Origin of the sequence: Pseudomonas viciae (genome assembly GCF_004786035.1) — a bacterium.
In the GTDB taxonomy this organism is placed as follows: Bacteria; Pseudomonadota; Gammaproteobacteria; order Pseudomonadales; family Pseudomonadaceae; genus Aquipseudomonas; species Aquipseudomonas viciae.
Genome location: NZ_CP035088.1, coordinates 5317218 through 5329188, shown reverse-complemented (window position 1 = coordinate 5329188; position 11971 = coordinate 5317218). Strand labels below are relative to the sequence as shown.

The 11971-nt window shown below is 58.7% G+C and carries 12 protein-coding genes; 8 read left to right on the top strand and 4 right to left on the bottom strand.

From position 1 onward, the window contains the following. Positions 1-2: 2 nt before the first annotated feature. Both EPZ47_RS23590 and EPZ47_RS23585 read right to left on the bottom strand, forming a co-directional pair. On the bottom strand, positions 3-2039 hold the full coding sequence (locus EPZ47_RS23590) for a sensor histidine kinase (protein ID WP_135846924.1): 2037 nt from the start codon (positions 2037-2039) through the stop codon (positions 3-5). A gap of 46 nt (positions 2040-2085) precedes the next feature. After that, positions 2086-3003, bottom strand: a complete 918-nt coding sequence (locus EPZ47_RS23585; protein WP_135846923.1) for a putative 2-dehydropantoate 2-reductase — start codon at positions 3001-3003, stop codon at positions 2086-2088. A gap of 143 nt (positions 3004-3146) precedes the next feature. Here EPZ47_RS23585 and EPZ47_RS23580 point away from each other — a divergent pair, with 143 nt between their 5' ends. Both EPZ47_RS23580 and EPZ47_RS23575 read left to right on the top strand, forming a co-directional pair. Then, positions 3147-3632: a YajQ family cyclic di-GMP-binding protein gene (locus EPZ47_RS23580; protein WP_135846922.1), complete on the top strand. Its 486-nt coding sequence runs from the start codon at positions 3147-3149 to the stop codon at positions 3630-3632. A gap of 162 nt (positions 3633-3794) precedes the next feature. Beyond that, entirely contained in the window at positions 3795-4637 is an 843-nt protein-coding gene (locus EPZ47_RS23575) for a mechanosensitive ion channel family protein (protein WP_135846921.1), read from the top strand. A 163-nt stretch (positions 4638-4800) separates the two neighbouring features. On the opposite strand, the gene EPZ47_RS23570 is transcribed toward EPZ47_RS23575, so the two are convergent. Further along, a complete protein-coding gene (locus EPZ47_RS23570) occupies positions 4801-6117 on the bottom strand; it encodes an OprD family porin (protein WP_135846920.1) in 1317 nt (438 codons plus the stop codon). An 848-nt stretch (positions 6118-6965) separates the two neighbouring features. On the opposite strand from EPZ47_RS23570, the gene EPZ47_RS23565 reads away from it, so the two are divergent. Both EPZ47_RS23565 and EPZ47_RS23560 read left to right on the top strand, forming a co-directional pair. Then, entirely contained in the window at positions 6966-7391 is a 426-nt protein-coding gene (locus tag EPZ47_RS23565; protein WP_135846919.1) for an HIT family protein, read from the top strand. 4 nt (positions 7392-7395) lie between these two features. Next, complete coding sequence (locus tag EPZ47_RS23560; protein ID WP_135846918.1) at positions 7396-7602, top strand: SlyX family protein; 207 nt, start codon at positions 7396-7398, stop codon at positions 7600-7602. 71 nt (positions 7603-7673) lie between these two features. On the opposite strand, the gene EPZ47_RS30630 is transcribed toward EPZ47_RS23560, so the two are convergent. Continuing rightward, the gene (locus EPZ47_RS30630; RefSeq protein ID WP_135846917.1) at positions 7674-8279 is read right to left on the bottom strand and encodes a cold-shock protein; all 606 of its coding nucleotides are present in this window, start codon (positions 8277-8279) and stop codon (positions 7674-7676) included. Between the two features lie 385 nt (positions 8280-8664). Between EPZ47_RS30630 and EPZ47_RS23550 the strand changes: the two genes are divergently transcribed. The 4 genes from EPZ47_RS23550 to aspS all read left to right on the top strand — a co-directional run bounded on the left by EPZ47_RS23550 (position 8665) and on the right by aspS (position 11909). Further along, positions 8665-9138: a Dps family protein gene (locus EPZ47_RS23550; protein ID WP_135846916.1), complete on the top strand. Its 474-nt coding sequence runs from the start codon at positions 8665-8667 to the stop codon at positions 9136-9138. A 207-nt stretch (positions 9139-9345) separates the two neighbouring features. Next, positions 9346-9699: a ribbon-helix-helix domain-containing protein gene (locus tag EPZ47_RS23545; RefSeq protein WP_135846915.1), complete on the top strand. Its 354-nt coding sequence runs from the start codon at positions 9346-9348 to the stop codon at positions 9697-9699. Positions 9700-9836: 137 nt separating this feature from the next. Next, a complete protein-coding gene (locus EPZ47_RS23540; RefSeq protein ID WP_003178589.1) occupies positions 9837-10058 on the top strand; it encodes an FmdB family zinc ribbon protein in 222 nt (73 codons plus the stop codon). A 75-nt stretch (positions 10059-10133) separates the two neighbouring features. Then, complete coding sequence (aspS, locus tag EPZ47_RS23535; RefSeq protein ID WP_135846914.1) at positions 10134-11909, top strand: aspartate--tRNA ligase; 1776 nt, start codon at positions 10134-10136, stop codon at positions 11907-11909. Positions 11910-11971 lie beyond the last annotated feature (62 nt).

Sequence of the window (11971 nt, the reverse complement as noted above, 5' to 3'; positions counted from 1 at the left end):
GCTCAGCGCTCCAGTTGCTTGTTTTCCTGCGCCACCATCGAAGTGCCTGCCAGGGGCAGGCGCAGGGTGAAGCAGGTGCCCTGGCCTGGCGCCGACTGCACTTCCATCTGGCCCTTGTGATTATTGGTGATAATGAAATACGACACCGACAGCCCCAGGCCGGTGCCCTGGCCGATTTCCTTGGTGGTGAAAAATGGCTCGAAGGTGCGCTTGCGCACGTTCTCGCTCATGCCGATGCCGTTGTCCTCGACCTGAATCTCCGCCCACGGCGGATTCAATCGCGTGCGCAGGATAATACGCCCTGGCTCGCTGTCGTCCTGGCGTTGGTGGATCGCCTGGGCGGCGTTTTTCAGCAGGTTGAGCAGCACCTGCTCCAGCTCGTTGGCCGTGCCAGGCACCGGGCCCAGGTTTGGGTCGAACTGACGGATGATCGCCTGGCCCTTGAAGTCGAAACCAATTGCCAGGTCGAAGTCGTTGCCCGCGATTTCCACCGCCTGGTCGATCAGCGCTGGCAGGTCGCACGGCGCCATCTGCCGGGTACTGCGACGGCTGAAGCTGAGCATGTGGGTGACGATTTTCGCGGCCCGGGCGCCGGCCTGTTGAATGCCGTCGAGCAGTTGCGGGATCTCCCGGCCCTGAAGGTAGCGATTGACCTCTTGCAACTCGATACCCAGTTGCTCGGCCTGTTCGAGGTTCTTGGGCAGTTCCGGCGACAGGCGTCGGCGGATGTTCTGCACGTTGTGCAGGATCGCCCCCAGCGGGTTGTTGATCTCGTGGGCCATGCCCGCCGCGAGGCCGCCGACCGAGAGCATCTTTTCCGATTGCACCATCATTTCTTCCAACGACAGGCGCTGGGTGATGTCATCGATGCGGATCACCACCCCGCGCCCGGCGCCGCCCATCAGCGGGTAGAAAGTGAGGGCGTAGTGTCGGGCTTCGTCGTCCTTGGTCCAGGTGACGCGTTCGATCTTGGCCACCGTGTGCTGCTCGACCGTTTGCTTGAGCTGCGGCAGGTAGGGCTTGAGCGGTTCGAAGGCGAGGAAGATCGGCTGGTTCAGCGCCTCGTCCAGCCGCGTTCCGGAGAGCGCGCTGGCTTCCTGGTTCCATTGGGTGACGTAGAGCTGCTCGTCGAGGGCGATCAGCGCCGACGGCATGGAGTCGATGATGCTGTTGAGGTAGTTCTGAAAACCCGTGAGCTTCTTTTCGATCTTGCTGCGCACCTGGACTTCCAGCTCCAGCTTGCGGTTGGTGTGGCGGGTTTCTTCCGCCAGGCCCTGGGCCTGGTCGTAGGCAGCTTGGGAGTCATCTCGGGCGCGCTTGAGTTGTTGTTCCCGGGCTTCGATGCGCGAGAGCATGGTATTGAACGCCTCGGCCAGGCTGCCGATTTCATCGTGGTTGCCGCGAGCGGCGCGCAGGGAATAGTTCTCCTCGCGGGTGACCTGGCGCGACAGTTCTTCGAGCTGATGGATCGGCTGGGTGATCAGGCGTTTGATCTGCTGGGCAATGATCAGCCAGAGCAACACGCTGAAAATCAGGATGCCCAGGCTGGCGGTCAGGGTGCCTGTGTAGAACGCCGTCGGCAGTTCGCTGCTGGCCACCAGCAACAGGTGGCCCGGCTCCGTACCGGGGCGGGGCAGGGTGATGACCTGGTTGCTGCGAAATTCACCGGCCTGCCAGGCCTGCATATAGCGGTAATGGTCCGGCAGCTTGAGTTTTTCGGCATGTTGCAATTGCGCCAGGCGTTCGCCCTGGCCGTCATACAGCGCCGCTGCCCGTAGCGGTGCATAGCTGTTGAGCTCATCGAGCAGGCGCTTGGCATTTTGTGGCGATTGCAGGGCATCGGAGATCAGGCTCGGATTGGCCACCAGCCGGCCGATGGTCTGCAGGGCCTGGGGCGCCATGCTTTCCTGGGAAATGTAATAGGCGGCGCTGATAAAGGTCAGGTTGGCCACCAGCAGGACAGTGGTCAACAACACCAACAGGGCGGCCAGCAGTTTCTGGCCGACCGGGAGGTTTTCAAGGTGCTGGCGCAATGGCATCAGGCTCGTCGCAAAAAAGGAACACGAGGGCCAGCGTAGCCGCTGCTCAGTCGCTGGGCAATCCGAGGTTGTTCAAGTGCACAATCAATCGCTGGCGCAGCTGTTCCAGGTGCGGCACCGTCAACCCATGGCGCTGGGCGACCTTGCAGGCGTGGCCGAGCAAGTAGCTGATTTCGGTGCGGCGGCCGTTGGCGACGTCCTGGTACATCGAGGAGTAGTTGGCGGCGGTGGCCTGGATCACCCGTTCGACTTCGCTCGGCAAGTCTTCGGCTGCCGCCGGCTGACCACAGCGCTCCAGCAGATCGGTGAGTTCGGCGCACAAGGTTGCCACTTCACAGTGATGCGTCTGCAAGCCGCCGTTCTTGCAGTGATGCAGCACGGTCAGTGGGTTGATCGCGCAGTTGAGCGCCAGTTTGCGCCAGAGCCGCGTGAGAATGTCGGCGCTCCATTGGTGGGGAATGCCGGCGGCGCTCAGGTCATCCAGCCAGAACGGTGCTACCGGGTGGGCGGGGTCGCCCAGCCAGGTGTAGCCGTGGCCGGCGAACACCACGCGCCAGTCACCGTCGCGGAACGCGCCTTCGGTGCTGGAGGCGCTGATACAACGGGCCTGGGGCACGCGATTGGCCACCGCATCCTGGCTACCGAGGCCGTTCTGCAGCAGGATCAGTTCCGTCTCGGCGCTCAGGCGATGGGCCACCGAGGCCACGGCCGCCTCCGCATCATAGGCCTTGCAGGCCACCAGCAGGCGGTTGATCGGCTCGGGGCTGACCGCCGTTTCGCCAGGCACCGGGTAACACTGCGCTTGGCCCTGTTCCACCAAGGTCAGGCCACCGGCGGCCCGATAGGCCTGCAAGCGGGTTTCGTTGCGCAGCACCAGCCGCACCGGCAGGCCGGCCCGGGCCAGGCGGGTGGCCCATAAGGTGCCGAGGCTGCCGGCCCCGAGGACATGCCAGGTGGTGGACATCAGTTTTTTACTCGGTTTGGCGCAGGCATCTGAGGGGCTCGCGGTATCGGCAAGAAAAGACCCGTTATAATGAGCCCGATTTTAACCACAAGCCAAGTGCGCGCCTTCGTTACGGGCGCGCCTTTTTATTTGGAGAACACTACATGCCGTCATTCGACGTGGTATCCGAACTGGACAAACACGAAGTCACCAACGCCGTTGAAAACGCCGTCAAGGAACTCGACCGTCGTTATGACCTCAAGGGCAAGGGCAGTTTCGAGTTCAAGGAAAAGGACCTGACCGTCAACCTGACCGCCGAGGCCGATTTCCAGCTCGAGGCGATGATCGAGATCCTCAAGCTGGCCCTGGTCAAGCGCAAGATCGACGTGCAGTGCCTTGAGGTCAAGGATGCCTATGCCTCGGGCAAGCTGATGAAGCAGGAAGCCGTGCTCAAGGAAGGCATCGACAAGGAACTGGCGAAGAAAATCGTCGCTCATATCAAGGACGCCAAGCTCAAGGTACAGGCCGCCATCCAGGGCGAGCAGGTGCGCGTCACCGGCAAGAAGCGTGACGACTTGCAGGAAGCCATCGCGGCACTGCGGGCCAAGGAATTCGGCATGCCATTGCAGTTCAATAACTTTCGCGACTGATACCTCAGTTGTATGGAGACACTGTGGCGAGGGAGCTTGCTCCCGCTGGTTGCGTAGCAGCCCCTTAGTAGGTGGGCGCGACGCACCCAAGCGGGAGCAAGCTCCCTCGCCACAACGCGTCTCTGCAGGTCTTTCGTGGTAACAGGAACAAAGGAGAATTAGATGGACTTGAACGCTGAAGTGGACAACCTGGTCAAGGCTTCCCAGACCTGGATCCCCATGATCATGGAATATGGCAGCCGGGTGCTGCTGGCGATCATCACCCTGGCCATCGGCTGGTGGCTGATCAACAAGGTGACGCAAAAACTGGGTGCTTTGCTGGCACTGCGTAACGCTGACCTGGCGCTGCAAGGGTTTATCAGTACCCTGGCAAACATCATCCTGAAAATACTGCTGATCGTCAGCGTCGCGTCGATGATCGGTGTGGAAACCACCTCATTCGTCGCCGCCATCGGTGCCGCCGGCCTGGCGATCGGCCTGGCGTTGCAGGGCAGCCTGGCGAACTTCGCCGGCGGCGTGCTGATCCTGCTGTTCCGTCCGTTCCGCATCGGCGACTGGATCGAAGCCCAGGGTGTGGCTGGCACGGTCGACAGCATCCAGATCTTCCACACGGTGATTCGCACCGGCGACAACAAGACCGTCATCGTGCCCAACGGCAACCTGTCGAACGGCATCATCACCAACACCAATCGCCAGCCGACCCGCAAAGTCGTGTTCGACGTGGGCGTGGATTACCAGGCCGACCTGAAAAAGGCCCAGCAGGTGTTGCTGGATTTGGCCAAGGATGAGCGCGTCTTGGCCGAGCCGGCGCCGGAAGCGGTGATTTCCACTTTGGGCGACAGTTCGATCACGGTGTCGTTGCGGGTTTGGGTCAAGACGGCGGATTACTGGAGCATGATGTTCATGTTCAATGAACAGGCCCGGGATCGTTTGAAAGAAGCGGGTATTGATATTCCGTTTCCGCAGCGGGTTATTCGGGTGGTCCAGGAAGGGGCACCGCAATAACGATTTGAATATAACCTGGCGTTAGGGTCAGGTTATGTTTAGTTAGCTTGCTATTAATTAGTTGTCATAGAGTTGATATGTAGCGGATACAAAAAAACCGCTCACCTGGATCAGGTGAGCGGTTTTTGTTTGTTGCGGGTGCAGCTATCGAATTAGCACTGAATTACAAGATGCTCAGTGGGTATTCGACGATCAGGCGAACGTCGTTGTTGTTACTATTTTGACCCAGGTCGCCGTTGGCACGATAAACCGCGCTACGGAAACGGAAGGACAGGTCTTTAGCCGGACCTTCCTGCAGGACGTACTTGGCCTCGTAGTTAAGTTCGTGTTCCTTACCTTCAGCACCAGATACGCCAGTGTCGATATTATCACCTGTAACATAGCGGGCCATGAAGCTCAGACCTGGCACACCATAGGTTGCCATGTTGAGGTTATAGGCCGCTTGCCAGGAGCGCTCGTCCTTGTTGTTAAAGTCGGAGATCTGAATGGAGTTAGCCAGGAAAATTGTGCCGTTGCCATCGATGCCGTAGGAGTAACCGGCATCACCGCTGGAGCGCTGGTGAGCAATGGTGAATTTGTGGGCGCCCAAGGTATACGCTGCTGCAAGGCTCCAGATTTTGTTGTCGACTTCGCCGTTCAATTCCTGGCCATCACCGCTTGTGCGGTAGCCGTTGAAGTCGAAATTCAGAGACTGGGTGTCTGCGATCGGCAAGGTGTAGTTCAGGTTGAGGTACTGCTTCTTGAAATAGTCTTCAACGTCGGAGGCGGCGACGGTGCCCACGAAATTGTCAGTGAATTGATAAGTTGCGCCAGCAATGTTGGCACTGGTCAGGCCTGCTGCGCCTTTGCCGTTGATGCTGTCGCGACCCATGCCAGTTTGCGAGCTCAGCGCGGTGAAGCGACCTGCGCTCAGTTCCAGACCTTTGATTTCCTTGCTGGTGATCAAAGTACCGGTCGCTACTTCAGGCAGTAAACGGCTGTCGTCAGTGGAGAAAACCGGGCTGCCAACGAACTGGTTACCGTACTTCAGTACGGTGTCGGACAGGCGGAATTTAACAGCGCCACCGGCACGCGACTGGGTATCTTCCTGGTCACCTTCGCCATTGTTGGCGAACAGGCCGTTACCGGCGCGGCCCTTGCCGCCGTCCAGTTTTATAGCACCGCCAGCAAATGCGTCGACACCGACACCGACGGTGCCTTGAGTGAAGCCCGATTGGTAAGTGAGCAGCTCGCTAAGACCTGTCTCCTGACGATAGCCATTTATTTTGGCGGTATTGCTGGTGGTGTTGTTGCCATTGGCTCTACGAGCGTTACCGTAACCGCTTTTAAAGTCACGGTTCATGTATTCCATACGGGTTTTGGCGACCAGGCTCTGATCTTCAAAAAAGCCCTTGGATTCTTCCTGGGAAGAGGCCATTGCGAACTGCGAGGTACTGGCCGAAACAGCCAGTGCGATCATGCTCCACTTCATCACGCGCATCGTGATTTGCTCCTTTGGTTTTTAGAAGAGTACTGCCGTCCCACCTGTTTTTTTATCTGGGCGGCTCTTTCTTTTTGTGTCGGCGCAAACTTATATCACGACGACATTATTGGCGATACTTGCCCATCCAACCTTTTAGCTTCTTTACGACCATGTCGCCAATGGCTCGATCCATGTCGTATTTCGGCTGTTCCGGCGCAATCGGACTCACAACTCGAAGTTGCTTCTTTTTTCCGGCGACGGTGTAAAGAGTCCTTTGTTACTGCGCTTGAAGCTCCTTGAGGGCAACCTTGCCACTTTATTTATAGGCCAGCTGGTTTTCGCTTCCGGCGACACCTTGCTGGCGATGTCTGGGATGAATGCAACAAGCATGCTCAAACCCGGATTTTGTTCACGTTTTTTTCACATTCTGTGTTTTGACGTGGTGAAACCTCATGAAACCGGGCTCCAAAGGCCTTGTTTTAAATAGGGTTGACTGCCGTGCAGCTCTCGTGTTTGGGGCGCAAAAATGTCGCGAGACCACCAAAAACGTTACCGGTTCACCCTACCAGTGAGTAAATCCCGGATGCTTCGTGCACTGAGCGTAGACGCGTTGTGCTGTTTTGGTGCAAAAAATTTTCAAGCTGTACGATAATTTTACAGCGGCAGCGCTTCGTGTATCCCCCTGGGATGGTCGTCTCAGGCGCTTGCGGGGCCTGTTGCGCTGTGTTGGTGCGCGTGTTGCCCGTGTTAATGCCAGCTGGAGCGCACAGTGAACGCGTAGGCGTTCGCAGGTATGCTGCGGGTCTGTGCCTGATGCAGGCCTGCGAGGCGCTGAGCCGGGCAGAATCAATAACGAGGAGTACGCGGTGTTTGCCTTAGACCCACGATTGCAACAAGACACATTGCCCATCGGTGATTTCCCGCTGTGCCGGTTGCTCTTGTCCAACGATTCGAATTACCCGTGGTTCATTCTCGTGCCGCGGCGGGAAGATATCAGCGAATTGTTTCAATTGGATGACGCCGATCAACAGCAACTGTGGAAAGAAACCACGGCGCTGGCCGAAACCCTCAAGGATTCGTTCGACGCCGATAAGATGAACGTTGCAACCTTGGGTAACGTTGTCAGTCAATTGCACATGCATGTCATCGTGCGCAAGCGCGATGATGCCGCCTGGCCCGCGCCGGTCTGGGGCAAGCATCCGGCCAAGCCGTATAATGCCGAACAGGTGACGGCCATTCGCGAACGCTTGCGAGTGGCCCTCGCCAATGATTTCAAGTTTCTGGAGGGCTGAAACCATGAACCTTGAAGCGCGTGTAACCGATCTGGAAAGCCGCCTGGCGTTTCAGGATGACACCATCCAGGCATTGAACGACGTGCTGGTGGAGCAGCAGCGCGTTGTCGAGCGTTTGCAGCTGCAGATGGCAGCGTTGCTCAAGCGCCAGGAAGACATGGCCGGGCAATTCGAATCCTTCGAAGAGGAAGCACCACCGCCTCATTACTGACCCCGCCCTGATTGGCAGGCAATAAAAAACCGCGAGCAGCCTGGCTGCATCGCGGTTTTTTTACGCTTGGATCAGCGGCGCGGCAGCGCGGCGATCACATCTTCGGCCTGCAGACCCTTGTCGCGGTTCATCACGGAGAACTCCACGCGCTGGCCTTCTACCAGGACGCGGTGGCCTTCGCCACGAATGGCCCGGAAATGCACGAAAATATCATCGCCGGAGTCGCGTGAAATGAAACCAAACCCTTTGGAAGTGTTGAACCACTTCACGGTGCCGGTATCGCGGTTGGACATGTCGTAGTTCTGCGGCGCGGCGGCGGGTGACGACTTCTTGTAGAAGCTGACGGCCAGGTGCAGTGCTACCGCCAGCAGGGCCGCAGCCAGGCTGAGCAGGATGGCCGGTTGACCGGCGATTTCCGGCATGGGTGCCAGCAGGGCCAGGGTTTGCACGGCAACGGCCAGCACCAGCAGGGCACTGACGAGGTTTTGCAGTTGATGACGTGGACCTTTGTTCCAGTAAGGGATAACAGGTGCGAGGGTCAGGTTGAGCAGGCCGAAAAAGGCCAGGTACAGCGCATCGGGATGTTGCAGGTAAGGTGTGGCTTCGGAACCCAGGCTAGGGATGAAGGACAGCAGCAGGGCAGCTGCGCCCATTAGCAAGTGGACGATTTTCAACATTTTGATTGGCTCACGGTTAAGACAGATCACAAGGAAGAGCTGGTCGGAGGCGGTTCGCTTCGAAACAATGAGAGGCGTTGGACACGTCTCCGAATCAGCCTATGCGCCATACCCGGAAAAATAGGCGTAGCGACACACTGCCTATTTAACAGCAAAGCCCCGGCCTTCTCAAACGCGTTACGGACGTGTACCACGCTGTTCGTCGGCCAGGAAAAGCCAATCGGCACTTGAAGGGGGCTGGCAAAGGGCGTTGAATTTTCCCAGCTGGCCGGAACCGTCAGGTGTCCAGGCTTGTCGGTTCAGCAGGATTGGCAATTTGTCGCAGGCTGCCGGCGGCGATATCCACTAAATTGTCAAATTCATCACCGTCAGGAGATCAACCAGCATGGCAATTGATATCGGTATCAGTGAAGAAGATCGCAAGTCCATCGTCGACGGGCTGTCGCGCCTGTTGTCGGACACCTATGTGCTGTATCTCAAGACCCACAATTTCCACTGGAACGTCACGGGGCCGATGTTTCGGACCCTGCACCTGATGTTCGAGGAGCAATACAACGAACTGGCGCTGGCGGTGGACCTGATCGCCGAGCGCATTCGTGCCCTTGGCTTCCCGGCCCCAGGCGCTTACTCGGTGTATGCGCGCTTGTCTTCTATAAAGGAAGAGGAGGGCGTACCTGGCGCCGAGGACATGATCAAGCAACTGGTCGAGGGCCAGGAAGCGGTGACGCGTACGGCCCGTGGCATCTTTCCTTTATTGGACAAGGTCAGTGATGAGCCGACCGCCGATCTGCTGACCCAGCGCATGCAGGTCCACGAAAAGACCGCATGGATGTTGCGTTCGTTGCTCGAAGGGCAGTAATCGTCGCGCAGCTGCTGATGTGGCCATCGGTATCATTGCCTGCGCGTCAGGTGTAGGACGGCGTAACTCGTCGCCTGTCTGCTGCTGGCTTGTCCTACGTCGATGGTCATAAAGTCATCTGGATCTGGCGATGCCGTTGAGCTTCCATAGAGCCACAGATTGGTTGTCCCAATTGAGAGGTTCGTATGGCAAAGGAGTGTCAACGGTATGATTCAAGGAAAAGAATCCAGGGAGGGCGCGCTTGGGCGTTGTCAGCCCATAAGCATCGACCCGTTCGTCAGTGGCTTCGACATGCAGCTGGCCCGTCCCTTGGCCCGATCCATCCGCCTGAACGGGTTTGCTACCTGTCTGCGCCTGGAACAGGTCTATTGGGATATTCTCGGCGCCATGGCCCGGCTCAACAGCTGTTCCGTCAGCACGTTGCTGTCCCATGTGGACCGGGAGGTGCATCTGCGCCATGGCGGGGTACGCAATTTCAGTGGGTTGGTGCGGGTGGTTTGCGTGGTGCACAGCTTGAAGGAGACCGGGATGGCGGTTGTGGAGCCCTCGTTGGCAGGCTGAGCGCATAGCTCCATCAAATGATGGGGGCGACCTGTGCCGTCTTACGGCTGCACAGGCCGCATTTAATGGATATAATCCCGCTCTTTGCCGCAAAGCCCAGTCTTTGCGCGAGTAACCTGATCGCCGAGACAACCCCCATGCCGATGTACGACTATCAATGTGCTTCCTGTGGTCATCAGATGGAAGCCATTCAAAAGATCAGCGCGGCACCGCTGGTCGACTGCCCTGCCTGCCAGGCGCCGGAACTGAAAAAGATGCTGTCCATGCCAGGTTTCCGCCTCGGCGGCACCGGCTGGTATGAAACCGACTTCAAGACCGGCGCCAAGAAAAACCTGGCCGGTGGCGACAAAGCTGATTGAGTTGAACACGCGCGAGTTCTTGCACGGGCAGGGCCTCCAACCGAATTTCGAATTACGAGAAGTGAAACCACTACCATGATGCGCAGCCATTATTGCGGCCAACTGAACGAAAGCCTGGAAGGTCAGGAAGTTACTCTTTGCGGATGGGTCCATCGTCGCCGTGACCATGGCGGGGTGATTTTCCTCGATATCCGTGATCGTGAAGGCCTGGCCCAGGTGGTGTTCGATCCGGACCGCGCGGACACCTTCGCCACCGCCGACCGCGTGCGCAGCGAATATGTGGTCAAGATCACCGGCAAGGTCCGCCTGCGTCCGGCCGGTGCCGGCAACGCCAACATGGCGTCTGGCATGATCGAAGTGCTGGGTTATGAGCTGGAAGTGCTGAACGAATCGGAAACCCCGCCGTTCCCACTCAACGAATACTCCGATGTGGGCGAAGAAACCCGACTGCGCTACCGCTTCATCGACCTGCGTCGCCCGGAAATGGCCGAGAAGCTGCGTCTGCGTTCGCGCATGACCACCAGCATCCGCCGTTACCTGGACGAGAACGGCTTCCTTGACGTCGAGACGCCGATCCTGACTCGCGCCACGCCGGAAGGCGCCCGCGACTACCTGGTGCCGAGCCGCACACACCCCGGCAGTTTCTTCGCCTTGCCGCAATCGCCGCAGTTGTTCAAGCAACTGCTGATGGTGGCCGGCTTCGATCGCTACTACCAGATCGCCAAGTGCTTCCGCGATGAAGACCTGCGTGCCGACCGTCAGCCTGAGTTCACTCAGATCGACATCGAGACCAGCTTCCTCGACGAAAAAGACATCATGGGCCTGACCGAAGGCATGATCCGCAACCTGTTCAAGGAAGTGCTGGGTCTGGAGTTCGGCGAATTCCCGCACATGACGTTCGAAGAGGCCATGCGCCGCTACGGTTCCGACAAGCCGGACCTGCGTAACCCGTTGGAACTGGTGGACGTGGCCGACCAGCTCAAGGAAGTCGATTTCAAGGTGTTCAGCGGTCCGGCCAACGACCCGAAATGCCGTATCGCGGCCCTGCGTGTGCCAGGCGGGGCCAGCATGCCGCGCAAGCAGATCGACGATTACACCAAGTTCGTCGGCATCTACGGTGCCAAGGGCCTGGCGTACATCAAGGTCAACGAGCGCGCCGCCGGTGTCGACGGCCTGCAATCGCCGATCGTGAAAAACATCCCTGAAGCCAACCTGAACGTGATCCTCGATCGCGTGGGTGCGGTTGACGGCGACATCGTGTTCTTCGGCGCCGACAAGGCCAAGATCGTCAGCGAAGCCCTGGGCGCGCTGCGCATCAAGCTGGGTCACGATCTGAAGCTGTTGACCTGTGAGTGGGCACCGATGTGGGTCGTCGACTTCCCGATGTTCGAAGAGAACGACGATGGCAGCTTCTCGGCGCTGCACCACCCGTTCACCGCGCCGAAGTGCTCGCCGCAAGAGTTGGAGGCCAACCCGGCCACCGCTCTGTCGCGCGCTTACGACATGGTCTTGAACGGCACCGAGCTGGGTGGCGGTTCGATCCGTATCCATCGCAAGGAAATGCAACAGGCGGTCTTCCGTCTGCTGGGCATCAACGAAGCGGAACAGGAAGAGAAATTCGGCTTCCTGCTCGATGCGCTGAAGTACGGTGCACCGCCCCACGGTGGCCTGGCCTTCGGCCTGGACCGCCTGGTAATGCTGATGACCGGCGCCCAGTCGATCCGTGAAGTGATCGCGTTCCCGAAAACCCAGAGCGCGGCCGATGTCATGACCCAGGCTCCGGGCGTGGTGGATGCCAAGGCGCTGCGCGAGTTGCACATCCGTCTGCGTGAACAGCCAAAGGCTGAGTAAGGCCGGCACCTGAGGGCGCATCTTCGGATGCGCCTTTTCATTGGGGTCCATATTTCTGATTG